This is a genomic window from Acidiphilium sp. MT5, from assembly GCF_054767495.1.
Map to the genome: position 1 here is coordinate 141186 of NZ_BAABMR010000010.1, position 25079 is coordinate 166264.

Here is a 25079-nt window from a genome sequence, read left to right on the forward strand (position 1 = left end):
TTACAGGATGGGAATTTCATGGCGGAAATTGTTGTGTTGGGTGCCGGGCTCGGTGGCACTTTGATGGCTTACGAGATGTCCGATCAATTGCGCCCCGAAGATCGGATCACGTTGATCGGGAACGGGCCAACCTACCAATTCTACCCGTCAAACCCTTGGGTGGCGGTGGGGTGGCGGGAGCGCAAAGAGATCGAGGTCGATCTGACCGGGATTATGCGCAAGAAGAATATCCGCTTTCTGACCAGCGCCGCCGCCCGTGTCGATCCGCAGGGCAAAGCGGTGATGATGCAGGATGGCACGGCGATTCCGTATGATTATTTGGTGATCGCCACCGGGCCGGAACTGGCCTTTGATGAAATTCCCGGCCTTGGCCCGTCTGCATATACGCAGTCCATTTGTGAAACGGGCCATGCGGAGGCGGCGTTCGCTGCGTTTGAGGCGTTTTGTAAAGCGCCAGGACCTATCGTGCTGGGTGCGGCGCAGGGTGTGTCGTGTTTCGGGCCGGCTTACGAGTTTGCGTTCATCATCGACACCGAATTACGGCGCCGGAAAATCCGCGATCAGGTGCCGATGATTTTTGTGACGCCCGAACCTTATATCGGTCATCTGGGCCTTGATGGGGTGGGCGACACCAAGAGCTTGATGGAAAGTGAGTTGCGCAATCGGCATATCAAATGGATCACCAATGCGCGGATCAAGACGGTGCATGCTGACCGGATGGATGTTGAGGAAGTGGCTGACGATGGTTCGGTGAAGGCCACGCATGACCTTGCTTTTCGCTACAGCATGATGATGCCGCCCTTTCGCGGTGTGCCAGCGGTCTCTGGCATTGAGGGGCTGGTCAATCCGCGTGGCTTCATCCTGGCCGACGCGTATCAGCGGAATCCGAATTTTCCGGATGTGTTTTCGATTGGCGTTTGTGTCGCGATACCGCCGATTAGCAAGACGCCGGTGCCGGTTGGCGTGCCCAAGACCGGCTTTATGATCGAATCGATGGTCACCGCCACCGCGCATAATATCGGGGCGCTGCTGCGCGGACAGGAGCCGGATATCAAGCCGACTTGGAACGCGATTTGCCTCGCTGATTTTGGCGATGGCGGCGTTGCGTTCGTCGCTCAGCCCCAATTGCCGCCCCGCAACGTCAATTGGGCGGCTGAGGGCAAATGGGTGCATCTCGCCAAAATCGGGTTTGAGAAATATTTCTTGCGCAAGATCAAGGCCGGCACCAGCGAGCCGTTCTATGAGCGGTATTTGCTCAAACAACTCAAGATACCCAAAATTCATCACCCCAAACCCAGCGCCAAAGCGCCGCAGAAGGCCGGCTAAGCCGGACGCATCATGACCGAAACCGCCCTCACTCTGGTTTGTCCCTCCTGTCAGTCGATCAATCGTGTGCCAGCAGCGAAACTGGCGGCGGGGCCGCGTTGCGGGTCTTGCCATGCGCCGCTGTTCACCGGGCAGCCGGTGGAGGTGGATGCGGCGGGGTTTGATCGGCATCTCAAGCACGATCAGATCCCGGTGCTGGCCGATTTATGGGCGCCGTGGTGTGGGCCGTGCCGGGCCATGGCGCCGATTTTCGTGCAGGCGGCGGGGCGATTAGAGCCGCATATGCGGTTGATTAAGCTGAATGCCGATACCGCGCCGGATATTCTGGCGCGGTTCGGTGTTCGCTCGATACCAACTTTATTACTGTCTCAGAACGGAAAAATCATCGCGCAAACCGCTGGCGCGATGCCGCTCGAACAGATGTTGCAATGGATCCAACGCCATCGTGGCGCGACTGTTTGACACTAGAACGAAAGGTAAAATGATGACTATTGATAATGCTGTGCTGTCCTTTGCTGGGGCAATTGTGCTGCTCGGGCTGCTATTGGGGTGGCTGGTGAGCCCGTATTTTGATTGGCTGAGCGCTTTTGCTGGCCTTAATCTGGTGCAGGCGGGAATTACCGGACTTTGTCCGGCGGCGATGATTTTCAAACGACTCGGTCTCAAGCCTGGCTGCGCCTTTCGCTGATCGCGCCGGGTTGAGGGCGGGGCGGACAGGCCGTTCGGTTAGCCGCTCCGGACCAGCGTGTTCGCGAAGCCGATCAGGGCTTGCAGCAGGGTTATTGGATCGGGTGGGCAGCCTGGTATCTGCAAATCGACCTTGATGACCTGCTCGGCGGCGCCGATGCAGGCGGGGCTGTTGGCGAACAAGCCGCCGGTGCAGGCGCAGTCACCCACCGCGACGACAAATTTGGGCGCGGGCATGGCTTCATCGGTGAGGCGCAGGGCTTCGTGCATCGCGCGGGTTAGCGGGCCGGTGATCATCAGCACATCGGCATGACGCGGGGAGGCGACGAATTTCAGGCCAAACCGTTCCAGATCATAATAGGGGTTGGCGAGGGCAATCATTTCGAGTTCGCAGCCATTGCAAGACCCGGCATCCAGCGCGCGAATGGCGAGTGAGCGACCGAGGCGCTGGCGTGCGGTGCGCGTCAGCGTGCTGACCAGGGCAGCGATGTCGGCATCCGAAGCCGGTGGTCCGGGTTCGGTGAGTTTGCCGCGAAACAGATTCTCAATCAGGGTTCTGCGCATGGGCCCTACAGATCACAGCCGGAATAGCTGGCGTTGAATGATTTATTGCAGACTGGAAAATCGGCCACGATATTGCCCTCAATCGCCGATTCCAGGGCGGGCCAGAAGAACCAGGACGGGTCGCGCAGCATCACATCCGCGATCTGACCGTCATGCAGTCGGGTTTGCACGAAAATATCGCCGCGAAATCCCTCGATCAACGCATGGCCCACGCGGGCGGTGGCGCGGTCAGGGATCGGTGTGTGCAAGGCGCCCGCCGGCAGGGTGGCGAGGAGGGTGCGGATCAGCGCGGCGCTCTGTTGAATTTCGGCCATGCGCAGGCGCAGGCGCGCATCGACATCGCTGGCTTTGAGCGTTGGGATGGTGAGGGCAATGGTATCATACGGTGGGTAGGGTGCGTCGCGCCGTGCATCGAAATCTTGCCCGGAGGCCCGCCCGACATAACCGCCGCAGCCGAGACGCTGAGCGATAACCGGATCAAGCCAGCCGGTGGTGACCACACGATCTTGCAGGGAGGCGGTTTTTTCATAGAGCTCAAACAAGCGCGCCCATTGACTGAGCAAGAGGGTCAGGGTGGTGAGGATTTGTTGCGCGTGCTCAACTGTCAAATCGGTGGTGACGCCGCCGGGGATGATCCGGTCCATCATCAAACGATGACCAAAGCAATGGGCAGCGAGGCGCAGCACGCGCTCACGCAAGGCACCGCTGAGCATATTCATCAGCGGAAATCCGCCATCATTGCAGATGGCGCCGATATCGCCGAAATGATTGGCGAGGCGTTCCAATTCGGCCATGATCGCGCGCAGGGCGGCGGCGCGCGGCGGTGCGGCGATGCCGAGTGCCTGTTCCACCGCGCGGGCGAAGGCGAAGCTGTAGGCAACGGTGGAGTCACCGGAGATCCGCCCGGCGAGCTTGGCGGCGTCCGCAATGGTTTTTCCGCGCATCAAGCCGAGCGTGCCTTTATGGGTGTAGCCGAGCCGCACCTCAAGCCGGATGATGGTCTCGCCATTGACTGAGAAGCGGAAATGCCCTGGCTCGATAATGCCAGCATGCACCGGGCCCACCGGTATTTGGTGAATGCCATGGCCATCGACCGGTTTGAATGGGTAGGCGGCGCTATGATCGAGCCAAGGGCGCGGATCGGGCGATCCATCGGCGATCAAACCGTGCAAATCACATAGAGCGCGCTCCATCAGGCTTGCGGCGGGATGGTGACGGGCGATCGAGGGAAAGTGCCGATCAGGGCTGGTCAGGCTGAGCACCTGCACATCACCGGAGCGGTTCGGGCGCAAGGCGAGATGAATGACCGCGCCATCCGCATGGTGTTCGGCCCAGAGCGCGATGAATACGCAACGATTTTCGGCCAGATCAGAGCAGGCTTGCTGCCATGATGTGATGTTAGCGCTCATCGGTGGTTCATCCGAGTAATTTCGCGACATGGGCGAACCAGGCATAGAGGAAGCCGGGCAGCGCCAAGCCGATGATGAGCACTAAGCCGAGATGCAGGAAAATCGGCACCGATGATGCCGTGATCGGGTGGGCGCCGGGGCTGGGTTCGCCAAAGCAGATCGAGGTCATTCGCAGCAGCAGGGCGCCGAAGGCGAGCAGGATACCGAGGCCGAGCGCGATGGCGAGCAGCGGTGCGCGATCAAATGTTGAGGTGATCAGCAGAAATTCCGAGGTGAACAGGCCAAAGGGTGGCAGACCGGCGATGGCGGCGACACCCGCGACCAAGGTCCAGCCGAGCAGCGGATGGCTCGTGGTTAGGCCGGTGATCGCGGCAATTTTTTGCGTGCCTTTGGCCTGGGCGATATGACCGACTGAGAAGAAAATGGCAGACTTGGTCAGGCTATGCAGCATCATTTGCAACAGGCCGGCGATATTGCCGAGCGGTCCCCCCATGCCAAAAGCAAAGGCAATGATCCCCATATGCTCGATTGAGGAATAGGCGAACAGCCGTTTGATGTCACGACGCCGGTAGAGCATGATGGCCGCGAAGAACAATGATAATAGGCCAATGCCGATCATTAATGTTCCCGGTTCGATCGTGGCATGGCTCATCGCGAGCAGCACCTTGAAGCGCAGGATTGCATAGAGAGCGACGTTGAGCAGCAGGCCGGAGAGCACGGCGGAAATCGGGGTGGGGCCTTCGGCGTGCGCGTCCGGCAGCCAGGCATGCATCGGCACCAATCCGGCTTTGGTGCCATAGCCAATCAGCAAAAAAATGAATCCGACATTCAGCAACGCCGGATCTAGGGCTGGCGCATGGTGCAATAGCCGGGTCCATTGCATCGCCCCCATGCCGGTGCCGAGGATCGGTTTGGCCGCGAGATAAATCAGGATCGTGCCGAATAACGCGAGCGCGATGCCGACGCTGCCGAGAATCAGATATTTCCAGGACGCCTCAATGGAGGCTGGGGTGCGGTAGATGCCCACCATCATCACGGTGGAGAGTGTGGCCAGTTCGACGCCAAACCACATCAAGCCGAGATTATTGGTGATCAACGCGAGATTCATGCCGACCATCATCACCTGATACATGGCATGATAGAAGCGCAAATAACGAGGCGTCAGGTGTCCGGTCCGCACCTCGTAGGCGATGTAGGTTGCGCTGAACACGCTGGTGGTGAAACCGACAAAGCCGTTGAGCAACAAAAACACGATGTTCAAATCATCGATCAAGAATAGCCGGGTGGCGGCGGGCCGATGCCAGAGCAGCAGGGCCGAGACCGCGATGGTGAGGGCGCTGGCCAGAACATTGAGCGCCGCTGCGAGGCGCCAGGATGGCACCACGGCCAGGATCACCGCCGCGATGGCGGGGATGGCGATGGTGCCGATCACTGCGTCATGGGCGAGGCCGATCATTGGGCTTCACCGCGAAATGCGTCCAGCGCTGCGCTATCGACGGTATCGAAACGTTCGCGAATTCGGAACAAAAACACTCCGATGACGATGAAGGCGATCAGAACCGAGAAGGCGACGCTGATTTCAACCACCAGCGGCATCCCTTGCGCGCCGGCGGCGGCGAGAATCAGCCCGTTTTCAAGGGACATGAAGCCGGCAATCTGGCTCACCGCGTTGCGCCTTGTGACCATCATCAACATGCCGAGCAAAATAACGGCCAGCGCCAGCGCGACATCTTCGCGGGCCAGGGCATTGGCGTGCGCTGCGGTGCGCAGCATGACCACCAGGGACAAAGCGACCAAGCCGATGCCGGCCAGCATGGTTAGGCTGATCCCCCCGACGGCCTCGATCTGACGGTGAATGCCAAGGCGAATGACGATGCGTTGAAGGGCGATGGGAATGATGATGGCTTTGAAGCCCAGCGCGAGACCGGCGGTGATGTAAAGTTCCGGCGCATGCTGGATCGCTGCTTGCCAGCCCACCGCGACGCCGAGCACCGCCGAATGCAAGGCGAGGACGTTGATCACCGAGGAGAGCCGGTTTTGATACAGCATCATGAAACTCGCCAGCACCAGCGCACCGGCCAGCACATGCGCCAAGCTGAGGGTGGTGGCGGGTGAAAATAATGCGGCAGCGATGCGTGTCATAGCGTTGCTGACACAAACAGCAGCAGAGTGCCGAGCAGGCCGAGCATCAGCGCCGCACCAATGAAATTTGGCACGCGAAATACGCGCATTTTGGCGATGGCGGTTTCAAACACGGCCAGCAATGCAGCGCCGATGATGAGTTTGATCAGATAGGCGAGCAGGCCGAATGCCAAAGCGGCGGGGGCGGCTCCAGGGCCGGCCATGCCTAAGGGCACGAAGATGCAAGCAATCATCGACATATACAATGTTAGTTTCAACGCGTGCGCGAGTTCGAGGAGTGCCAGATGCCGCCCGGTATAATCCAGGATCATGGCCTCATGGACCATAGTGAGTTCCAGATGGGTGGCTGGGTTATCGACCGGAAAACGTCCGGTTTCGGCCAGCGCCACAATGACCAGCGCCACCAAGCCAAGACCGAGGGACAGACGCAATCCGGCTGCCCCCGAATGCATAAAATCAGCGATCACCGATAATTGGCTGGAGCCGGCAATCAGTGCGACAGTGAAGACAATCATCAACATGGCCGGTTCAGCGAGCGAAGCGAACATCGCCTCGCGGCTGGCACCAAGACCCCCAAAGGCGGTGCCGAGATCAAGTGCTGCCAGCATTTGGCAAAATCGTGCGGTGCCTAACAACGCAACGATCACGATCAGGTCGCCCGACCAGGAGAAGAGCAGGTTGGTGCCAAAACTCGGCACCAAGGATGCAGCCACCCAACCCAAGGCAAATACGGCATAGGGGCTGGCGCGATAAATCCAGGAAATATCGGTCGCGATGATCGTGTCCTTGCGGATCAGCTTGAGCAAATCACGATAGACTTGCAGCAAAGATGGGCCGGCGCGGCGTTGCAGCCGGGCCTTCAGCACCCGCACCCATCCGGTGAGCAATGGCGCGATGGCCAGGACCAAGACCATTTGGAATAATTGCAGCAATAAAGGGGCGATCAGCGCCATAACGCAACCCATACCAATAAGGCGACCAGGGCGACGAATACAAAAGCCAGGTAGCGCCGGATGGTTAGAAATTGCAGGCGGTTCATCCGGTCCGCCGTCCAGTCAAGGGCGGTCAGTAGCGTTAGGTACAGCGCGACCCAAGCAGGGTCGACCCAGGTGGTGGTGAAGCGGGCGGGTGCGCCATCGCCGGGTGCCGGCATCATCACGGTATCGCGCGCACGGAATAATCCGGTGGCGAATACACGGCGGATTGGTTGGGCAAAGCCGGAGGGTGTATATTGGCTGGAGTGCGATTGCGGCTGCGCGCCGTTCTCGCTGTATCCACAGGCCCAAGCTGGCGCGCGGCGGGTGTTGCGCGCGCCAAACTGGCGCAGGACGAGGAAAGCGAGGCCTGTGCTGATGGCCACGAACAGAGCGATGAGCAGCGGGTCATAGGCACTGCGGCTGGCGGTGACCGGCACAATCGTCAGCCAGGACATGCCCGCTTGGGTGGGCACGCGTGCGCCGAGTAGATTATTAGACACCGGCGCGAACAGATCGATCATGAAGCCGGGGAGCACGCCGACGATCACGCAGAGTGCTGCGAGGCCGATCATCGCGCTGCGCGAGGCGATATCGGTTTCATCGGCGATGCTGGCGGCTTGGCTGCGTGGTTTGCCGAGATAGGCGATGCCGAACAGCCGGACGAAACAAGCGGATGCGAACGCCGCCGCTAACGCAATCAGGGCGCCAATGGCTGGCACAGCGAGCTTGAGGCCGAATTGCGGCAAGGCCGGGCTGAGCAGGATGGCTTGGAGCAGCAACCATTCGGAGGCAAAGCCGTTCAGCGGCGGCAGAGCGGCAATCGCCATCGCGGCGATCAACATCGGCACGGCGCTGATTTTCATCCGGTGGATCAACCCGCCAAGCTGTGCGAGATCGCGCGTGCCCGTTGCGTGGTGGATTGCACCCGCGCCGAAAAACAGCGTCGATTTGAACAGCATATGGTTGAACGCGTGAAACAACGCGGCGGTGAGGGCCAAGGCAGCGGCGGCCATCATGCCATCGGCTTTGAAGGCCAAAGCGAGGCCAAGCCCGGCAAAAATTAACCCGACATTTTCAATCGTGCTATAGGCGAGAATTGTTTTGATATCGTCTTCCATCAGCGCATACAGCACGCCGAGAACGGCGGTGATGCCGCCCGCGAGCAACACCACGAGGCCCCACCACCAAGCGGCAGGGCCCGCTAAGACGAACACGATGCGAATAAAGGCATAGATCGCGACTTTGGTCATCACGCCGCTCATCAGCGCGGAGACATGGCTGGGCGCCGCCGGGTGTGCGCGCGGCAGCCAAACATGCAGCGGCACCAACCCAGCCTTGGAGCCGGCGCCCAACAAAGCGAGGATCAAAATGGCCGCGCTGGCTTCGGCCGAATGCGGCAGGCGCTGCATCGCGGTGAATGCATAATGCCCGCCCGCGCCCGCGAGCACGCCGAAACAAAGCAGCAGAGCCAGCGTGCCCGCACTGGCCATGAGCAGATAAATCATCCCGGCGCGCCGGGTTTCGACATCGTTATGATGGGCCATGACCAAAGCCCACGAGGCCAGGGACATTGATTCCCAGCATAACAGGAAACTATAGGCATCAGACGCGATCACGACGAGGTTCATGGCGGCGAGAAAGACCGGGTAGAATGGCAAAATCCGCGCCGGGTCGTGGTCATGCCGGGCGTAGCCGAGTGCAAACAGGCTGGCCGCTGCCGCACCGAGATTGATCATGACGAGAAAGGCGGCTGCCAGCGCGTCCATACTGAAATGCATGCCAAGCTGCGGCAGGCCGATGGGCAAAATCACCTGGGGCTCTGGGGCCACACCAAAAGCGAGCTGCGCCAACGATGCCAGCAAAACCACCAGCGCGATGCCGAGTGATCCGCCATAGACGATCCAGCGCCCGATCCGCCGATGCGCCCACGCCCCACCCGCTCCAGCCAGGATGATGGACGCGAGGGCCGCAATCAGGATGATCGGCGTCATGGTCGGTTACGGGCTTTTGAGGCGAACACCGCGCCCGGCATTGCCATCCGACACATCGCCCGGCCTGATGATGATAACCCCGGCACAATCGAGCGCTTCGAGAAGCTTCATCAGCGAGTCGACATTGCCGCGAATGACGCCCTCGCTGCTCTCCATCCGCTGGATGGTGGGCAGCGACAGGCCGGAGAGCTGGGCCAACTCCTTTTGATCGATGCCCAGCAACGCCCGCGCGGCCTTGAGCTGACCGGCAGAAATCATGTTTCAAACATCAATATATCCATAAAATATGTTATAATCGCCATTTTCGATGGCGAATAATGCTTATTCAGCAAGCCTGTGTTGTGCCGACCGATTTGCGCGGATGGGCAGGAAAATCACCAAATTGCCCAGGAGGATCAAAAAGGTGGCGGGAATGGCCAGGCCGGTCCAGTGATAGGACTCGAACAAGGTGGACATGGTGAGTGCGACCACCGGGGTAATGACCGTGACATAGGCGGCGCGCGATGCACCGACGCGGGCGACCAACGTGAGATAGGCAAAGAAGCCGATCAAGGTTCCGAATACCGAGAGGTAAGCCAGACCGCCAAGATAAAACCGATTGGGGCTGACCCCGAAATTATGGCCGGTGGCCACCACCAGAATGCCGAGACCGGCGGACCCCCAACTCATGGCCCGGACCATCGCGTTGGCCAGGGTGGTGCCATCGGCGGTGATGCGCGTTGACAGCAAATTACCAAGCGAGAAGGAATAGGTGCCCGCGAGGGCAAGGAGAATACCAACCGGACTAACGTGCGGGCCAACCCATTGATCCGCGAACAACAGCACGACGCCGCCGGTGCCGAGTGCTGCGCCGGCAAGCACGCGCAAGCTTGGGCGGATGCGGCGAAACAGGAATTGGTTGAAGACGTTGAGCACGGTGGCGAGGCTAAACACCACCGATTCCAGCCCGCTCGAAATATGGCGGCCGGCAGCGTAGAGAAACAGGAAATTGACCGAAAACAGGCAAAGACCCAAACCGGCATAGCCGATATGGCGGCGCCATGGCCCCGGGCGATAGGATTTGGTGGCGAGCAGGATGACCCAAAGCAGGATCGCGGCGCTGGCGAAGCGCCAGAAGATCGAGACGACATCCGGCGTTGGTCCGAGTTGCAAATGAATGGCAAACCAGGTCAGGCCCCAGACGATAACAACGGTCAGGAACAGGATAATGGACATCAGCGCGTCGGGCTCCGGGGACCGCGCCGATGCGGCGCCCCCGCTTCTAGGCGTGATCCCCGGCGTTAGGCAACCTGTTGCTCGATCGCCCCGAAAATCGATTGGCCACCGGGGCCGCGCACCTCAATACGCACCACATCGCCAGGGATCAGGAAAGATGTGCGCGGCGCGCCGGTTTGAATGGTCTCGACGGCGCGGCGTTCGGCGAGGCAGGCATAGCCGATGGCGCCGGTGGGATCGCGGTTGGAGATGGTGCCAGAGCCAATGATGCTGCCGGCCATCAAGGGCCGGGTTGTGGCGGCATGGGCGATTAAGGTTGGGAAGTCAAAAATCATATCGGTGCCGCAATCGGGACTGCCAAATATTTGGTTATTCAGCGTCACCCGCATCGGGCGATGCAGCCGCCCGCCATCCCATGACGGGCCAAGCTCATCCGGCGTGACCGCGACGGGCGAACAGGCGGAGGCCGGTTTGCCATGCACGAAGCCAAAGCCTTTGGGTAATTCTGACGCGATGACATGGCGGAGCGAAATATCATTGAGCAGCATGACCAGCTTGATCGCGCTGCCGGCCTCGGCGGGGCTGATTCCTGCGCTGATCGGGCCGGTGATCACCGCAAGTTCGGCCTCGAAATCAAGCCCGGACCCCGGCGATGGCTGCGGGATCGGATCACGCGGGGCGAGAAAATGATCCGAGCAGCCTTGATACATCAGCGGATCGGTCCAAAACCGCTCGGGCATGTCGGCACCCCGGGCTTGGCGCACCAGCTCGACATGATTGACGTAGGCTGAACCATCAAGAAATTGATAGGCGCGCGGCAAGGGCGCTAACGCTTCGCGCTCATGAAAACGATGATCGGGAACACTGCCGGCTTCGAGTTGATCGGCCAGTGATTGCAGGCGTGGGGCGAGTGCTGCCCAATCATCGAGCGCCTGCTGCAGAGTTTGCGCGATCGGGTCCGCTGGGGTGTAGCGGGTGAGGTCGCGGCTGACCACCACAAGTTGGCCATCGGGCTGGCCGTTGCGCCGCGATGCGAGTTTCATAGTCCCCTGCCCTCCCGGTTGGCCGGGTCAAATCGGCGCGGCAGCCCGTGCCAGCAGGCGGTGTACTGCGGGTCGAGCGTTGGCAAGGATGCCGAAAATGCCGTGAGATATTGCGGCAGGCGGGTTTCAAACATGAAAGCCAGCGTGTTGGTGAGCTTGACCGGTGCCAGCGTCGTGGTGCTAGCTTTGAGAAAGGCTTCGGTATCGGGGCCATGCGGCAACATCGCGTTATGCAAACTCATCGCCCCGGGCGCAAAGCCGGTTTCCTTCGCATCGTATCGACCTTCGATTAATCCCATAAATTCTGACATGATGTTACGATGATACCAAGGGGGACGGAAGGAATGTTCGGCGACCATCCAGCGTTCGGGAAAAATCACGAAATCGATATTGGCGGTTCCGGCCTCGCCGCTAGGTGCGGTCAGGACCGTAAAGATTGATGGATCGGGGTGATCAAAGCCGATAGCGCCGATGGGCGCGAAATGGCGAAGATTATAGCTATAGGGTGCGTAGTTGCCATGCCAAGCGACGACATCAAGCGGTGAATGGGTGAGGGTTTTTTGGTGAAATTGGCCGCCCCATTTGAGCGTGAGATGGCCTGGAGCGGCGCGATCTTCATAGGCGGCGACAGGGGTTTTGAAATCACGGGCATTGGCCAGGCAATTGGCCCCGATCGGCCCGCGATCAGGCAGGGTGAATGGCGCGCCATAATTTTCGCAGAGATAGCCCCGCGCTTCAGCCTCAAGCGGATCGACCCGGAAAATCATGCCGCGCGGGATGATGGCAATCTCGGCGGGGGCGATTTCGATCACGCCAAGTTCGGTGGCGACCCGCAACGTGCCGATTTGCGGCACGATCAGCATTTCACCATCGGCATTGGCGAAATAACAATCGGTCATCGGTGCGTTCGCCAGATAGAGATGGATGGCACAGCCGGTGCGGCTATCAGCATCGCCCGCCGTCGTGATGGTGCGGATACCATCGAGAAAGCTCGATTTTTCCGCTGGCACCGGCACCGGCCCCCAACGGAGTGGACCCAGTGGCAGGCCGTGATCCGGGCGATGCGGCGCGGTTTGCCAGAATGGGTGGCTGATGCGGGTGAATTGGCCAAAATGCAGCACGGAGGGGCTGATCCGGTAGAGCCAGGACCGTTCATTGGTCGCGCGCGGGGCGGTGAAGGGCGAGCCGGAAAGCTGCTCGGCGTACAGGCCGTATGGGCAGTTTTGCGGCGAGTTCTGGCCCTGCGGCAAAGCGCCGGGCAGAGCTTCGGTGGCAAAATCATTACCAAAGCCGGACATGGTGGCGAGCGTCATGGTTTCCTCATCGATGATTTCTGTTAGCGCAACAAGGGCAATTCACCATCATCCTTGATGGTCATCAGCACGATTTCGGAGCGAACCTGGGCCACGAGCGGGTGGGCGAGCAGATGGTGATGGATGAATTCAGCGAATTCGCGCAGATCGCGCACGTGAATATCGAGCAGGTAATCCGCATCGCCCGACACGGAAAAGGCGCCGCGAATTTGGCCATGGCGCCGGATGAACGCGACGAAATTATCGTCATTATCGCCGCCATGGGTGCGCAAATTGATCCGGGTGATCGCGCGCAAGCCAAAACCGAGGGCTTCGGCATTGAGGCGGGCGGCATAGCCCTTGATCAGGCCGCTGGCTTCGAGGGCGGCGCGGCGGCGGGAACATTGCGAGGCGGATAGGTGAACCTGATCGGCAAGTTGGGCGTTGGTCAGGCTCGCGTCACACTGCAAGGCGCGCAGGATTGCGATGTCGGGACCATCAATGCTGACTGATTGCATATTTTTGCTCTTCTGCGCGAATTCTGTGCATAACTAAGGCTGATTATGTGAAATTTGCAAGCCATTATCGCGGCGCCGCGCCTAAAATCAATCTCATCAAAATTGGGAGTTGTCTGATGGGTCCTTTTCCGCACGATGCGCCGGTGGCACGAATTGATGATGTGAACGTGGCGGGCACGGATGGGTTCGAATTTGTTGAATTCGCCAGCACCGAGCCTGGTGCTTTGGAAACATTGTTCGAGCAGATGGGCTATCAGGAGGTGGCGCGGCATCGCACGCAGGACATTTCGCTCTATCGGCAAGGATCGATCAATTACCTGATCAATCGGGAGCAACAGAGCCATGCTGGGCGTTTTTGCGCGCAGCACGGGCCGTGCGCACCCTCGATGGCGTGGCGGGTGGTGGATGCGCAGCACGCACTCAAGCGCTGCCTTGATTACGGCGCTGTTGAATATCGAGGGGCGGACAAGATTCTCGATGTGCCGGCGGTTGTGGGGATTGGCGGATCACTCCTGTATTTGGTGGAGAATTATGGCGAGAAAGGCTCGCCCTATGCGGCCGAATTTGACTGGCTCGGCGCGGTGGACCCGCAGCCGCAAGGCGTTGGGTTTCATTATATCGATCATCTGACCCATAATGTGGCGCGAAACGCGATGAGCACATGGTATGATTTCTACAGCCATGTGTTTAATTTTAAGGAAATCCGGTCTTTCGCGATTGAAGGCAAAATGACCGGGCTGATTAGCCGGGCGCTGACGTCACCCTGCGGTAAAATTCGGATCCCGATTAATGAAAGTGCCGATGATAAGAGCCAGATCGAGGAATATCTGCGCGCCTACAAGGGCGAGGGCATTCAGCATATCGCGGTGGGAACTGAGGATATTTATCGCTCGGTTGAAGCGATTAGTGCGCGCGGCCTCGAATTCATGCCGCCGCCGCCTGATATTTATTATGAGCGGTCGCGCGAGCGGGTGCATGGCCATCGCGAGCCGGTGGAGACTTTGCGGCGGCTTGGCATTTTGATCGATGGCGAAGGGGTTGAGGCGGACGGGCGGGTGCGCGTGCTGTTGCAGATTTTCTCCAAGCTGGTGATTGGGCCGATTTTCTTTGAGTTTATTCAACGCAAGGGCGATGACGGCTTTGGCGAGGGGAATTTCAAAGCGTTGTTTGAATCAATCGAGGAAGATCAAATCCGGCGCGGGGTGTTGAGCGAGGCCGCCGCCTGAAATCATCTTTTCGCTCCATTCCATCGCCCTTCGCTCCCGGACCCGTCCTTCGCCCCGATTAAATATATCGCCTAACTTGCATTTATCGGCTATTGATCCAAGTGATAGGATAGTCGCGACCGGCCTTGTTGGTAGCCGGACGCGGATGATCCTCAATCGCGTGTTTTATCGGGACAAGACCATGGGCAATTTGACAGGTGCAAAGCCAGACGTTCAGTCGTTTTTCGATGAGCCGACCAATACGGTCAGCTATGTCGTCACGGATCCTGTATCGAAATCCTGTGCGATTATCGATACGGTTTTGGTGTTCGATCAAGCCTCGGGGCGGACCTCAACCGCAGCGGCCGATCAGATTTTGGACTATTTGAAAGAGCATGATCTGAAGGTTGACTGGATTTTGGAGACGCATGTTCATGCCGATCATTTGTCGGCAGCGCCCTATATTCAGCAGAAAGTGGGCGGCAAGATCGGGATTGGTGCGCATATCATTGATGTGCAGACGATTTTTGGCAAAATTTTCAATGAAGGGTCGGAGTTTCAGCGCGATGGCAGCCAGTTCGATCGGCTGTTCAATGATGGCGATCACTTTTCCATCGGCACCATCGATGGGTTGGTGATGCATACGCCGGGCCATACGCCGGCCTGCATGACATGGTTGATTGGCGATGCCGCCTTTGTCGGCGATACGCTGTTCATGCCCGATTACGGCACGGCGCGCTGCGATTTCCCCGGCGGCGATGCGCGGATTTTGTATCAATCGATTCAGAAAATCTTTGCCTTGCCGCCAGAGACGCGGCTGTTTCTCTGCCATGACTATCGCCCGGCGGGACGCGATCATTATGCCTGGGAGACCACCGTTGCCGAGGAGCGGGCGAAAAATATCCATGTGCATGATGGGATCAGCGAGGATGAGTTTGTCGCGATGCGTGAGGCGCGTGACAAGACCTTGTCCATGCCCAAGCTGATCCTGCCCTCGATCCAAGTGAATATGCGCGCTGGCGAAATGCCGAAGGCCGAGGATAACGGGACCGCTTATTTGAAAATTCCGCTCAACGCGATGTAAACTGACGTACCGGATCGATCCGGGGGAAAGTGCAGCATGGCGGTGATTGTTTTTGGAGCGAGTGGTGGCACCGGCGTCGCGGTTATTCGCGCTTTGTTGGATGCTGGCGAGACCGTTACCGCCTTTGTTCGCGACCCGGCCCGGTTGGCCTTGGCTGCTGATCAACCTGCCAGATTGTCGGTTATTGTTGGGGATGTGATGCGTGCGGCTGATGTGGCCGCCGCGATTGAGGGTCATGATCGGGTTGTGGTGAGCCTCGGTAATTCGCAAAATCCGTTTGCGCTGATGCTGGGTGCTCAACGCACCACCGCGCGCGACGTGTGCGAAATGGGCACGCGGCATATTATTGCGGGCATGCAGGCCCATGGTTGTCGGCGGGCGGTGTGCGTCACCGCTTTTGGTGTGGGCGCGACCCGGACCATGATGCCCATGATGTTCAAGCTGTTTTATGCGGTGGTGCTGCGCGAACATATGGCCGACAAAGAGCGGCAGGAGACGCTGCTGCGTCAGTCAGGGTTGGATTGGACGATCGTCCAGCCCGTGGGCTTGGTTGATCAACCAAGCACCGGGCATTATCGCGCGGATCGTAACGGCCAAATTGGCAAGCAGACCATCAGCCGGGGTGATCTGGCACAATTCATTGTGCGGTGCCTGGATAATCCGGCCGATATTGGGCAATCACTGGCGCTGTCGGGCTAGGCTGGGCCGCGTGGGCACGCAGCAATTCGGCGCGTTGCACATGCGCACGGATCGCCCGGATGCGGCGGGTGAGACGCGGGTGGGTTCGGAAAATCTCGGTCAGATAGCCGAAAAACGGCGGGACCAGCCCTTCCTGATCAGCAAAGGCTTCGCAATTCAGCGTGGTGTTGAGACGCCGACAACCGCAGCCGAGCATGCCAAGCGCACTGCGCGCCGCTTCCGCATCGCCAGAAAGGTAGCAGCCAATACTATCGCAGGTATATTCGCGTGAACGCGAATAGGCTTTGCCTAAAAACGGGATCAGGTGGCCAGGCAATTGGATGAAATGCTTGATCGGGTTGAGGTGACCCGCCGCATGGTGGCCCAATTCATGACCGATGACAAAACGGACCTGCTCATCATTTTGCACGTCAACCAAGGACGCTGTGAGAAACACAAAGGGGCGGCCAAGCAAGCGGCGCGCAAAGGCATTTAACAGGCCGTTGGAATTATAGAGAAATGTTGTAGGCGGCTGCGCCATGCCGAGCTGGGCAGCACCGTCGACGACCATTTTATGCAGTTCTGGAAATTGACGCGGGCTGAGCATGGTCATGTTGCCGAAGGCATGGGCGCGATACCAACCGGCTGATATCACGGCGAAAATAACCCCGCCAATAATATATAAAATATAGACCACCCCCACCGCAGGGCGCAGGACCATCACGGTGATGATGATGAAAATAAAATAGATCCAGAGCAAAATGCCCAGAACTGTCAACGCGGTGCTATAGCCTGATTCTGAGCTGTCACGCAGCGTTTTGACGATCGGCGACATCCAATTCCCCCTTAAGACAGACCAATGTTAGTCGCTTGCAGGCGATGACTTGTCAAGCGCTGGCGGTGCGGCGCAACGGCAGGAGCAGGATGATGCCGATGATCATGGTTGCCGCCGCCATCAGCAGGGCGCCGCGATAGCTGCCGGTGTAATGAGCGATGGTGCCGCCGATGGCGGGCGCAATAATTTGGGCGGCGCCGAAGCTGATGGTCATCCGCGCCATCGCTTTGGCAGGATTGCTGGGATAGAGGCGACCGATGATGGTGAGCGCCATGCTGGTGATGCCGTTGAAAGAGCCGCCATAGAGCGCCGCACTAACCAAGCTGGGAAGCAGGGTCTTGGTAAAGGCAGAGAGCAGGATGGCCAGGATGAGCACGGCGAACGCCCAGAGCAGGGCTTGGATGTCACCGGTGCGGCGGGCGAGCCGGTCCCAGAGCGGGCAGGATGGCATGGCGGCAAGGCCCACCACCACCCAGGCCAGATTACCAAAACCATGCAAGGCTGGCAGCTTGGCCGCAATCGCGACAATGAAAGTCGCGCTGACGACGTAACCGACACCGGCGCAAAAATATGCGGCGGTAAAGAAAATGATCCAACGGTGCGATGGGGGCCGATCCGCATGGGTGGGGGTTGCGCCCCGTTCTGTCTGCGGCGGTGCGGGAAGCCAGAACCAGGCCGGGATGAAAATCAGAATGCCAAACGCGCCTGCGGCGAACCATTGCTGCGACCAGGTGAGCCTGCCCGCCATTGCGATAGCCAGCAGGCCGGAAACGGCGATGCCAAGACCGACGCCGCCGAAATGAATGCCGAGTTCGAGCCTGCGGCCATGATGACGGAGCCAATGCAACACCAGACCCGACCCGAGCAGCAAGCCGGCAACGCTGGAGAGGCCCGCGATGAGGCGTAAAATGGCCCAAAGCAGGAAGTTTTCGGTCAAACCCATGCCAGCCGTGCTGAGCAGGGCGATCACGAGGCCAGCGCGATAGGCGCGGAATTTGGTGTGGATGTCGCCGATCAAGGCGGTGAGGAGGGCGCCGCTCATATAGCCGGCATAATTGATGGTAGCGAGCCAGCCGCCTTGGAGTGTGGTCAGCCCGGCTTGATGCTGCATGATCGGCAGCAGCGGGGTGTACATGAAACGGGCGAGGCCGACAGTGAGCAACATGCTGGCGACACCGGCGACCATCACCCGGGCCGCTTCTTGATTGGTCGCGGTGGCGGGCGCCGTGGTCAAAACGGACATGGCTTACCTTTGACTGTTCGGCTCAGCTTGGGCGCGGCGAGAGTGGCCGCCAACCGATGCGAACGCATGGCCGGGTTGAGGCGGCGCGATCACCCCGCGTGCGCGACGCCGGCGAGTGCTTCGATGCGCTCTTTGTCGGCGGCGAGTTCAGCCGCCGGGCCATGATAGGCAACTTCACCATCCGAGAGCACGTAAGCGCGGTCGGCCAGTTGCAGAGCGAGGAAGGCGTTCTGCTCGACCAGCAAGATCGACATGCCTTCTGATTTCATCCGAGCGATGGTGCGCATGACTTCCTGCACGATGACCGGCGCCAGACCTTGCGAGGGTTCATCGAGGATCAGAAAGCGCGGGTTGAGCAGCAAAGCGCGGGCGATGGCGAGCATTTCCTGCTCGCCGCCGGATAAGCGGCCACCTTTGCTGGTGCGGCGCTCTTCCAGACGGGGGAATAATTTATAAACCGCATCTATGGTCCAGGGGCCTTTGGTTTGCGGCGGGACCAATAGATTTTCATGGACGGTGAGATGGCCGAAGATTTTCCGCCCCTCAGGCACGTAGCCGACCCCGAGACTTGCGATCCGATAGGGCGGCTTGCCGGTGACATCCTGGCCAAAGAGCTGCACACGGCCACTGCGCGGCGGGGTGAGGCCCATGATGCTGCGCATGGTGGTGGTTTTACCCGCCCCGTTGCGGCCAAGCAGAGCGATCAATTCACCCTCGTTCACGCTGAGCGAGACGCCGTGTAGAATGTGGCTTTTGCCGTAATAGGTATTCAGATCGTCGGCAGCGAGGACGGTGCTCATGCGGCGTTCCCCAGATAGGCTGATTGCACGCGCGGATTGGCGGCGATTTCGGCGGCGTTGCCCTCGGCGAGCATGCTGCCGTTATCGAGCACGGTGATGCGATCAGCGATGCCGAACACGATGGCCATGTCATGCTCGACAAACAGGATGGTGATGCCCTGGTCCTTGTTCAGCCGGCGGATCAGCGCCGTCATGTGATGGGTTTCTTCATCACCCATGCCGGCGGTGGGCTCATCGAGCAGGAGCAGCTTGGGTGCGCGCGAGAGAGCGATGCCGATTTCAACCACACGCTGATCACCGTGGGATAATTCACCGGCGATCCGGTCCGCTTTGCCGCTGATTTGGACGATTTCCATGAGCTCAGCGACACGCGCTTCGATGCGCGCCCGCGTGGCCCGCGAAACCCAAGGGCGCAGATTGAGCCCCATGGCCGTTTCAACGGCGGCGCGCAGATTTTCAGCGACCGTGAGCGAGAGAAAAATCTCGGTAATCTGAAAGGTGCGAATGATGCCGCGACGCACGAGCGAGGCGGGATTGACCGCCGTGATCGGGCTGCCATCGAAAATGATCGCTCCCTCCGTTGGAGGAAAAAATCCGCTGATCAGGTTGAACAGAGTGGTTTTGCCGGCACCGTTCGGGCCGATGATGGCGCGCAGCTCGCCTTGATCGACATTCAGCGAAATGTTCGACAGGGCCTGCAGGGCGCCGAAACGCCGACCGACCGATTGCAGTTCGAGGAGGCTCATGGGGCGTCCTGTTCACGAATTCGGGGCGAGATGAGCGCCCGCCAATCTTTGATCGACCCCAAGATACCGAGCGGGAAGAAAAGCACCGAAACGACGAAAATAAGGCCGATCACGGTCATCCAATTATGGGTGATCGAGCTGACATAATCGCGCACCAGAATAAAGATGACAGCCCCCACCAGCGGTCCCCAGAAATTGCGCATGCCACCGAGCACGGCGATGATCAGGAAATTGCCGGACAGGGTGTATTCAAGCACGTTGGGCGAGGTAAAATTGCCATACATGGCATCAAGCCCACCCGCGAGTGCCGCGATGGTGCCGGAAATCGCAAACGAGATCGCGATATAGCGTTGGGTGCGAATGCCGAGGAAGGTCAGGCGTTTGTGGTTTTCACGAATCGCAACAAACGTGTGGCCGAGCGGCGAGTTCAAAATCGTCCAGAGCACCCAGGCCCCGAGGCCAAAGCAGATGAGCACCATATAATAAAAATCCAACGAGCCCATGGGCAGCGTGAGGCCGGGTAGATGAACCGGGTGACGCGAGAAGCCGGTGAGGCCGTCATAGCCGCCGGTGAAATCATTCCAGCGCACCGCGATGAAATAGAACATTTGACCAATCGCGATGGTAATCATCGAGAAATAGATGCCGCGGCGCCGGGCGGCGATCGGGCCGAGCAGGGCGGCGGCGGCACCGCCGAGCAAGGTGCCCGCGAGGAGAGCGAGAAAAATATTATGGGTCTCGTATTTCAACATCAGCCCGACACCATAAGCGCCGAGGCCGAAATAGGCGGCGTGACCAAAGGATAAGCCGCCGGTAAAGCCGAGCAGCAAATTAAGGCCCATGGCGGCCAGCGCGTAAATCAACACGCGGGACGCCAGATCGGTATAGCCGCCGACCAAAGGAAGCCAGAACGGCACGGCGATCAGCACCACGCCAAGCAACAGATTGCCGATGACCCGGCGGTTGAAACGCGGGTTGGTTGCTGTGGTTGAAGCATCGGTGCGCGATACGGACGCGGGGGCGCTCATTCGAACAATCCCTCCTGTCCGAGCAAACCACGGGGCCTGACCACCAGCATGACGCCCATGATCACATAAATCACCACTTCGCTCGCGGCGGGTGCGAACGTCGTGACGATGCCGGAGGCAAGGCCGATAATCAACCCGCCGAGCAAGGAGCCGAGCAGTGAGCCGACGCCGCCCACCACGATGGCGACGAAGGCCGGCATGATCAACGCATCGCCCATATTCGGGTTCAGGCCGAGCTGGCCGGCGGCGAGGATGCCCGCGACACCCGCGAACAAAATACCGATCATGAAATTGATCGTGCGGAGCAGATAAATATTCACGCCCAATGCTGCGATGGTTTCCAAATCGCTATTGCCAGCGCGAATCCGGATGCCAATTCGCGAGAAGCGCAACACCGCGAATAGCGCGCCGGTGCTAAGCAAGGCAACGCCGACCACGAACAGACGATAACCGGTGAGGAAGAAATAGGTATTGCTGAGCGGGTGGTTCAGCATTGCCGGGATTGCGAGCGGCTGACCTTGGGCGCCCCAGATGGTGCGGATCAAATCTTGCAAGATCAGCGCAAGGCCGAAGGTGAGCAGCAACGTATAGATCGGATCTTTCCGGGTATAGAGGCGCCGGACCATCGTGGTTTCAACCACAAACCCCACCGCCGCCGCCAGCAACGGCGCAATGAACAAAGCGCCCCAAAAACCGGTATAAGGGAAAATTGTGAAGGCAAAATAAGCGGCAAGCGCCATGAAAGCGCCATGGGCAAAATTGATCGTTGCGTTGAGCCCCAGGATCAGCGCGAGACCGAGGGCCATCAGCGCGTAGAATGCCCCTTGGATCAGCCCGTTGAACGCGTTGAACAGCAATAATACCATAAAAACCTCGGTCTTATTCGATTAAAACGGGCGGCACCGTTGGCACGGCACCGCCCGGATTTCGCAATTAGTGCAGAATTAGGCTGGATATTTCATTTTGCAGTCGGTTGCCGAGGCTGGCAGGGCCAATTGCGCCCCCGGAACAATCGCTGAAACATCGAACAGGTTCGGATATTTGCCGGTCTGGATGGCGTGCCCAGGGAACATCGACAGGATCAATTGGTGATCGGCGGCGCGATATTCCGGCGCACCGGGTTGCAGCGCCACTTCGGGCGGTAGCACCAAGCCTTCCATCGCCCGGACGACCTTGATGGTCTCGGTCGATTTGGCTTTTTCGACGGCGAGCTTAATGGCATGAACCGTTGCATAGCCGAACCAGGAGCGCGCCGAGGGGTATTGGCCCTTATATTTCGCCTTATACGCGCTGACGAATTCCGCAACATAAGGCGTTTTCGGCTGGTTCCAATACCACTCCATGGTCCACCACCCATAGCGGGCGGCTTCGGGCAGCGCTTGCAGCAATTCAAGCTCCATCAACGCGCCACCGACCGCAATATTCTTGTCGATGCCGAATTGGGCGATCTGCTTCATGCAGTTCACCTGATCATCACCGGCCAGCAACAAGCAGAGCACGTCAGGCTTTTTGGCTTTCACATCGATCAGATAGGACGAGAAATCGGTGGTGCCGACGGGCGCGAGCGCGCCGCCGACCACGCTGCCGCCGGCCTTTTTCAACTGCTTGGTGTAATCGGCCTGCTCGGATTCACCGAAAGCGTAGTCGGTGGTGATGAAATACCATTTCTTGCCGAATTTCTTGAACAGGGTTTCAAAATCGCCGGACGTCAGCATCCAGGTGGTCGAGCAGGTGCGGAACGTGTTCCAGCTGCAAGACGCGCCGGTCAGGCTGTCCACGTGGCCACCGGTGCAGACGAACAGCTTGTTTTGCCGTGCGGCATATTGGCTAAGGGCCAACGAGGATGCCGAATTCACGGTGCCGATCAGAAAGTCAACTTTGTCGCGAGTGACCAGACGCTGGGCCTTGGTGACCGTGGTGCCGGGGTTGCCAGCGCCGTCTTCAACGAGCAGCTGCAGCGGACGGCCCATGATGCCGCCTTTTTTGTTGATCTCTTCCTCGGCGAATTTCGCGCCCTTAATTTCGCTATGGCCGAGGGAGGCAAAAATGCTGGTGATCGGATCGATCATGCCGATTTTGATGGGTTTTTCGCTCGCAGCCCAGCTCGGCGTTGGTGCGGCCATCAAGGCGGTGAGGCCGACGCCAGCCCCGGCTTTGATCAGATCACGCCGACCAAGATGGTCGGTGACGCCGAGATTGGGCATGTCATTGCTTTGATCGCTCATGGATTTTGCTCCCCAGGCTTTGGTGTTTTAAAATTCGTGCAGTGCGCGTTTGTAACCGTTGCGGCGCTGAATGCCAATATGAACGAACATTCGACCGCCGCTTGGTGGCATTAAATTGCCTGTTTGCCATTGATACGTCAATGTCACCTATTGGTAAATTCAATGAGACAGTCGCTAAACGCGCCGGAAAATCCAATAATAGGGTTGCCGCCCTGCCCTAATTGCTTTGGCTTCGTAACGCGTTGCTGGCCAGTCATCCGGGCGTATTGTGGTTTGTTGCGTCATGATAAAGTCATGCTGCGCTGCAAAGACGGCGGATACCCATTGTTGATAGGTGGGGTCATCACTCGCGATCCGCCATTCCGCGCCGCTTTGCATCACGCGCGCGATTTCGTAGATCATATCCGGATGCACGAACCGGCGTTTCGCGTGGCGGGCTTTGGGCCAGGGGTCTGGAAACATCAGAAATAACTGGCCGAGAGCCCGATCCGGGAGGCTGCGCAGCAAGGCCCGCGCATCATCAGGGTACAGGCGCAGATTGGCCGGCAGAATGACGCTGGCCGGGTCAGTGTCACCAGGGGCGATGCGCGACAGCAGCGACGCGATGCCATTTTCAAACACTTCGCAGGCGATGAGGCCGATGGCAGGGTTCGCGCGCGCCATCGCCTCGGCATGTTCGAAACTGCCGGCGCCAACCTCGATCCATAAATTGACGGGTTTGATGGCGAACCCGACATCGGGCCAGCGCAGACGCGGCAACAAAGCGGTCATGAGGGCGACTTGCCGAGGCCGCAGCGCGTGGCCGCGCGCCCGACCGTAAAGACGGTCGGGCGGCGGTTTCAGATTAGCGTCCAAATGCCGATTTCAGCGCGGGAACCAGATCAGTCTTTTCCCAGGTGAAGGTGCCCAGCTCAGCATCCGGCTCGCGGCCAAAATGGCCGTAGGATGAGGTCGGCACATAGATCGGCCGGTTCAAATGCAGATGCTCGCGAATGCCGCGCGGGGTAAGGTTCACCAACTCGCGCAAGACCCGTTCGATCTTGCTCTCTTCGACGTCATGGCCGGTCCCGTGCAAATCGACATAGACCGACAGCGGATGCGACACGCCGATTGCGTAGCTGACCTGGATGGTGCAGCGGCTGGCCAGCCCGGCAGCAACCACGTTTTTCGCGAGGTAGCGACACATATAGGCGGCTGAACGATCGACCTTGGTGGGGTCTTTGCCGGAAAAAGCGCCGCCGCCATGCGGAGCTGCACCGCCATAGGTATCGACGATGATTTTACGCCCGGTCAGGCCACAATCGCCGTCAGGGCCGCCGATGACGAAATTACCAGTGGGGTTCACATAGAAATGCTCATCACTGCACATCCAACCCGCAGGGAGCAATTCGGTGATCAGCGGGCGCAGCATGGATTTGATGGCGCCTTGCGTCATTCCCTCGTCATGCTGGGTGGACACCACGATCGAGGTAGCGCCGACCGGCTTGCCATCGACATATTTCAGCGTGACCTGGCTTTTTGCATCGGGCTGCAGGCCAATCGCGCGGCTGTCGCCGATTTTGCGTAACTCCGCCATGCGGCGCAAAATCAGGTGCGAATAATGGATGGGGGCCGGCATCAGCGCCTCGGTTTCCGAGCAGGCATAACCAAACATAATGCCTTGATCGCCAGCGCCTTCATCTTTGTTGCCAGCCGCATCGACGCCGGCAGCGATATCGCTCGATTGGGCATGGAGCAAAACATCGATCGCGGCGTTGCGCCAGGAAAAGCCCTCCTGGTCATAGCCGATATCCTGCACGGCCATGCGCGCGAGATGGGCGAGATATTCATGGGTGATCGAAGCCGGGCCACGGGTTTCACCAGCGAGCACGATCTGATTGGTGGTCACCAGCGTTTCACAGGCGACCCGCGCATACGGATCAGCCGCCAAATAGGCGTCAAGCACGGTATCGGAGATCCGATCCGCGACTTTGTCGGGATGCCCCTCGGAGACGGATTCCGAGGTGAATAAAAACTCGCCTTTGTCGCGCATGGATTTCTCCTCTTGTCGCGAAACAGCCCGAAGCCGGGT

At 59.2% G+C, this 25079-nt stretch carries 26 protein-coding genes; 6 read left to right on the forward strand and 20 right to left on the reverse strand.

What is annotated here, in order from left to right:
- Positions 1-18 precede the first annotated feature (18 nt).
- Genes ACYUCQ_RS12065 through ACYUCQ_RS12075 form a run of 3 tightly spaced genes read left to right on the forward strand, consistent with a single transcriptional unit; the run spans position 19 to position 2014 of the window.
- Positions 19-1326 carry an NAD(P)/FAD-dependent oxidoreductase gene (locus tag ACYUCQ_RS12065; protein ID WP_460254780.1) on the forward strand — a complete coding sequence of 436 codons (1308 nt, stop codon included), beginning with the start codon at positions 19-21 and terminating at the stop codon, positions 1324-1326.
- Positions 1327-1338: 12 nt separating this feature from the next.
- Positions 1339-1788: a thioredoxin TrxC gene (gene trxC / locus ACYUCQ_RS12070; RefSeq protein WP_460254781.1), complete on the forward strand. Its 450-nt coding sequence runs from the start codon at positions 1339-1341 to the stop codon at positions 1786-1788.
- Between the two features lie 19 nt (positions 1789-1807).
- Complete coding sequence (locus tag ACYUCQ_RS12075) at positions 1808-2014, forward strand: YgaP family membrane protein (protein ID WP_460254782.1); 207 nt, start codon at positions 1808-1810, stop codon at positions 2012-2014.
- Positions 2015-2052: 38 nt separating this feature from the next.
- Here ACYUCQ_RS12075 and ACYUCQ_RS12080 read toward each other — a convergent pair whose 3' ends face one another.
- The 11 genes from ACYUCQ_RS12080 to ACYUCQ_RS12130 form a co-directional block, all read right to left on the reverse strand.
- Positions 2053-2577 (reverse strand): NADH-quinone oxidoreductase subunit B family protein, encoded by a 525-nt coding sequence (locus tag ACYUCQ_RS12080; protein ID WP_460254783.1) that lies wholly within the window; start codon positions 2575-2577, stop codon positions 2053-2055.
- 5 nt (positions 2578-2582) lie between these two features.
- On the reverse strand, positions 2583-3986 hold the full coding sequence (locus ACYUCQ_RS12085; RefSeq protein ID WP_460254784.1) for a hydrogenase large subunit: 1404 nt from the start codon (positions 3984-3986) through the stop codon (positions 2583-2585).
- Between the two features lie 7 nt (positions 3987-3993).
- On the reverse strand, positions 3994-5442 hold the full coding sequence (locus tag ACYUCQ_RS12090) for a hydrogenase 4 subunit F (RefSeq protein WP_460254785.1): 1449 nt from the start codon (positions 5440-5442) through the stop codon (positions 3994-3996).
- A complete protein-coding gene (locus ACYUCQ_RS12095) occupies positions 5439-6128 on the reverse strand; it encodes a hydrogenase-4 component E (RefSeq protein WP_460254786.1) in 690 nt (229 codons plus the stop codon). The genes ACYUCQ_RS12090 and ACYUCQ_RS12095 overlap by 4 nt, the downstream gene beginning before the upstream one ends.
- Positions 6125-7081 (reverse strand): respiratory chain complex I subunit 1 family protein, encoded by a 957-nt coding sequence (locus ACYUCQ_RS12100; protein ID WP_460254787.1) that lies wholly within the window; start codon positions 7079-7081, stop codon positions 6125-6127. Before ACYUCQ_RS12100 ends, ACYUCQ_RS12095 begins: the two co-directional genes overlap by 4 nt.
- On the reverse strand, positions 7072-9096 hold the full coding sequence (hyfB, locus tag ACYUCQ_RS12105; protein WP_460254788.1) for a hydrogenase 4 subunit B: 2025 nt from the start codon (positions 9094-9096) through the stop codon (positions 7072-7074). Before hyfB ends, ACYUCQ_RS12100 begins: the two co-directional genes overlap by 10 nt.
- A gap of 6 nt (positions 9097-9102) precedes the next feature.
- Positions 9103-9354, reverse strand: a complete 252-nt coding sequence (locus ACYUCQ_RS12110) for a helix-turn-helix domain-containing protein (RefSeq protein WP_460254789.1) — start codon at positions 9352-9354, stop codon at positions 9103-9105.
- A 63-nt stretch (positions 9355-9417) separates the two neighbouring features.
- Positions 9418-10311 (reverse strand): DMT family transporter, encoded by an 894-nt coding sequence (locus ACYUCQ_RS12115; protein WP_460254790.1) that lies wholly within the window; start codon positions 10309-10311, stop codon positions 9418-9420.
- Between the two features lie 65 nt (positions 10312-10376).
- On the reverse strand, positions 10377-11354 hold the full coding sequence (locus ACYUCQ_RS12120; RefSeq protein WP_460254791.1) for a fumarylacetoacetate hydrolase family protein: 978 nt from the start codon (positions 11352-11354) through the stop codon (positions 10377-10379).
- Positions 11351-12667, reverse strand: coding sequence for a homogentisate 1,2-dioxygenase (gene hmgA / locus ACYUCQ_RS12125; protein ID WP_460254792.1), 1317 nt, complete (start codon positions 12665-12667; stop codon positions 11351-11353). Before hmgA ends, ACYUCQ_RS12120 begins: the two co-directional genes overlap by 4 nt.
- Positions 12668-12690: 23 nt before the next feature.
- On the reverse strand, positions 12691-13164 hold the full coding sequence (locus ACYUCQ_RS12130) for an Lrp/AsnC family transcriptional regulator (RefSeq protein WP_460254793.1): 474 nt from the start codon (positions 13162-13164) through the stop codon (positions 12691-12693).
- Positions 13165-13280: 116 nt separating this feature from the next.
- Between ACYUCQ_RS12130 and hppD the strand changes: the two genes are divergently transcribed.
- From hppD to ACYUCQ_RS12145, 3 genes are all read left to right on the forward strand, one after another.
- Complete coding sequence (hppD, locus tag ACYUCQ_RS12135) at positions 13281-14390, forward strand: 4-hydroxyphenylpyruvate dioxygenase (RefSeq protein ID WP_460254794.1); 1110 nt, start codon at positions 13281-13283, stop codon at positions 14388-14390.
- 145 nt (positions 14391-14535) lie between these two features.
- Positions 14536-15453: an MBL fold metallo-hydrolase gene (locus tag ACYUCQ_RS12140; protein WP_460254795.1), complete on the forward strand. Its 918-nt coding sequence runs from the start codon at positions 14536-14538 to the stop codon at positions 15451-15453.
- Positions 15454-15489: 36 nt separating this feature from the next.
- Positions 15490-16152, forward strand: coding sequence for an NAD(P)-dependent oxidoreductase (locus tag ACYUCQ_RS12145; RefSeq protein WP_460254796.1), 663 nt, complete (start codon positions 15490-15492; stop codon positions 16150-16152).
- Here ACYUCQ_RS12145 and ACYUCQ_RS12150 read toward each other — a convergent pair.
- The 9 genes from ACYUCQ_RS12150 to metK form a co-directional block, all read right to left on the reverse strand.
- Complete coding sequence (locus tag ACYUCQ_RS12150; protein WP_460254797.1) at positions 16091-16966, reverse strand: M48 family metallopeptidase; 876 nt, start codon at positions 16964-16966, stop codon at positions 16091-16093. The genes ACYUCQ_RS12145 and ACYUCQ_RS12150 overlap by 62 nt on opposite strands.
- A gap of 52 nt (positions 16967-17018) precedes the next feature.
- Complete coding sequence (locus tag ACYUCQ_RS12155) at positions 17019-18209, reverse strand: YbfB/YjiJ family MFS transporter (protein WP_460254798.1); 1191 nt, start codon at positions 18207-18209, stop codon at positions 17019-17021.
- 89 nt (positions 18210-18298) lie between these two features.
- The gene (locus ACYUCQ_RS12160; protein ID WP_460254799.1) at positions 18299-19009 is read right to left on the reverse strand and encodes an ABC transporter ATP-binding protein; all 711 of its coding nucleotides are present in this window, start codon (positions 19007-19009) and stop codon (positions 18299-18301) included.
- A complete protein-coding gene (locus ACYUCQ_RS12165; RefSeq protein ID WP_460254800.1) occupies positions 19006-19755 on the reverse strand; it encodes an ABC transporter ATP-binding protein in 750 nt (249 codons plus the stop codon). The genes ACYUCQ_RS12160 and ACYUCQ_RS12165 overlap by 4 nt, the downstream gene beginning before the upstream one ends.
- Positions 19752-20783, reverse strand: coding sequence for a branched-chain amino acid ABC transporter permease (locus ACYUCQ_RS12170; RefSeq protein WP_460254801.1), 1032 nt, complete (start codon positions 20781-20783; stop codon positions 19752-19754). Before ACYUCQ_RS12170 ends, ACYUCQ_RS12165 begins: the two co-directional genes overlap by 4 nt.
- Positions 20780-21649, reverse strand: coding sequence for a branched-chain amino acid ABC transporter permease (locus tag ACYUCQ_RS12175; RefSeq protein WP_460254802.1), 870 nt, complete (start codon positions 21647-21649; stop codon positions 20780-20782). The genes ACYUCQ_RS12170 and ACYUCQ_RS12175 overlap by 4 nt, the downstream gene beginning before the upstream one ends.
- Positions 21650-21727: 78 nt before the next feature.
- Complete coding sequence (locus ACYUCQ_RS12180; protein WP_460254803.1) at positions 21728-23008, reverse strand: ABC transporter substrate-binding protein; 1281 nt, start codon at positions 23006-23008, stop codon at positions 21728-21730.
- Between the two features lie 174 nt (positions 23009-23182).
- On the reverse strand, positions 23183-23779 hold the full coding sequence (gene trmB, locus ACYUCQ_RS12185; protein ID WP_460254804.1) for a tRNA (guanine(46)-N(7))-methyltransferase TrmB: 597 nt from the start codon (positions 23777-23779) through the stop codon (positions 23183-23185).
- A gap of 73 nt (positions 23780-23852) precedes the next feature.
- Positions 23853-25040: a methionine adenosyltransferase gene (gene metK, locus ACYUCQ_RS12190; RefSeq protein ID WP_460254805.1), complete on the reverse strand. Its 1188-nt coding sequence runs from the start codon at positions 25038-25040 to the stop codon at positions 23853-23855.
- Between the last annotated feature and the right edge of the window lie 39 nt (positions 25041-25079).

Bases quoted from the DNA above. Each gene is read 5' to 3' on its own strand.
- ACYUCQ_RS12085 (WP_460254784.1), bottom strand. From the start codon at position 3,986: ATGAGCGCTAACATCACATCATGGCAGCAAGCCTGCTCTGATCTGGCC.
- hmgA (WP_460254792.1), bottom strand. From the start codon at position 12,667: ATGACGCTCGCCACCATGTCCGGCTTTGGTAATGATTTTGCCACCGAA.
- metK (WP_460254805.1), bottom strand. From the start codon at position 25,040: ATGCGCGACAAAGGCGAGTTTTTATTCACCTCGGAATCCGTCTCCGAG.
- trmB (WP_460254804.1), bottom strand. From the start codon at position 23,779: ATGACCGCTTTGTTGCCGCGTCTGCGCTGGCCCGATGTCGGGTTCGCC.
- ACYUCQ_RS12165 (WP_460254800.1), bottom strand. From the start codon at position 19,755: ATGAGCCTCCTCGAACTGCAATCGGTCGGTCGGCGTTTCGGCGCCCTG.
- hppD (WP_460254794.1), top strand. From the start codon at position 13,281: ATGGGTCCTTTTCCGCACGATGCGCCGGTGGCACGAATTGATGATGTG.
- ACYUCQ_RS12100 (WP_460254787.1), bottom strand. From the start codon at position 7,081: ATGGCGCTGATCGCCCCTTTATTGCTGCAATTATTCCAAATGGTCTTG.
- ACYUCQ_RS12160 (WP_460254799.1), bottom strand. From the start codon at position 19,009: ATGAGCACCGTCCTCGCTGCCGACGATCTGAATACCTATTACGGCAAA.
- ACYUCQ_RS12115 (WP_460254790.1), bottom strand. From the start codon at position 10,311: ATGTCCATTATCCTGTTCCTGACCGTTGTTATCGTCTGGGGCCTGACC.
- ACYUCQ_RS12175 (WP_460254802.1), bottom strand. From the start codon at position 21,649: ATGGTATTATTGCTGTTCAACGCGTTCAACGGGCTGATCCAAGGGGCA.
- ACYUCQ_RS12090 (WP_460254785.1), bottom strand. From the start codon at position 5,442: ATGATCGGCCTCGCCCATGACGCAGTGATCGGCACCATCGCCATCCCC.
- ACYUCQ_RS12065 (WP_460254780.1), top strand. From the start codon at position 19: ATGGCGGAAATTGTTGTGTTGGGTGCCGGGCTCGGTGGCACTTTGATG.
- ACYUCQ_RS12120 (WP_460254791.1), bottom strand. From the start codon at position 11,354: ATGAAACTCGCATCGCGGCGCAACGGCCAGCCCGATGGCCAACTTGTG.
- ACYUCQ_RS12150 (WP_460254797.1), bottom strand. From the start codon at position 16,966: ATGTCGCCGATCGTCAAAACGCTGCGTGACAGCTCAGAATCAGGCTAT.
- ACYUCQ_RS12110 (WP_460254789.1), bottom strand. From the start codon at position 9,354: ATGATTTCTGCCGGTCAGCTCAAGGCCGCGCGGGCGTTGCTGGGCATC.
- ACYUCQ_RS12130 (WP_460254793.1), bottom strand. From the start codon at position 13,164: ATGCAATCAGTCAGCATTGATGGTCCCGACATCGCAATCCTGCGCGCC.
- ACYUCQ_RS12170 (WP_460254801.1), bottom strand. From the start codon at position 20,783: ATGAGCGCCCCCGCGTCCGTATCGCGCACCGATGCTTCAACCACAGCA.
- trxC (WP_460254781.1), top strand. From the start codon at position 1,339: ATGACCGAAACCGCCCTCACTCTGGTTTGTCCCTCCTGTCAGTCGATC.
- ACYUCQ_RS12080 (WP_460254783.1), bottom strand. From the start codon at position 2,577: ATGCGCAGAACCCTGATTGAGAATCTGTTTCGCGGCAAACTCACCGAA.
- ACYUCQ_RS12095 (WP_460254786.1), bottom strand. From the start codon at position 6,128: ATGACACGCATCGCTGCCGCATTATTTTCACCCGCCACCACCCTCAGC.
- ACYUCQ_RS12075 (WP_460254782.1), top strand. From the start codon at position 1,808: ATGATGACTATTGATAATGCTGTGCTGTCCTTTGCTGGGGCAATTGTG.
- ACYUCQ_RS12140 (WP_460254795.1), top strand. From the start codon at position 14,536: ATGATCCTCAATCGCGTGTTTTATCGGGACAAGACCATGGGCAATTTG.
- ACYUCQ_RS12155 (WP_460254798.1), bottom strand. From the start codon at position 18,209: ATGTCCGTTTTGACCACGGCGCCCGCCACCGCGACCAATCAAGAAGCG.
- ACYUCQ_RS12145 (WP_460254796.1), top strand. From the start codon at position 15,490: ATGGCGGTGATTGTTTTTGGAGCGAGTGGTGGCACCGGCGTCGCGGTT.
- hyfB (WP_460254788.1), bottom strand. From the start codon at position 9,096: ATGACGCCGATCATCCTGATTGCGGCCCTCGCGTCCATCATCCTGGCT.
- ACYUCQ_RS12180 (WP_460254803.1), bottom strand. From the start codon at position 23,008: ATGAGCGATCAAAGCAATGACATGCCCAATCTCGGCGTCACCGACCAT.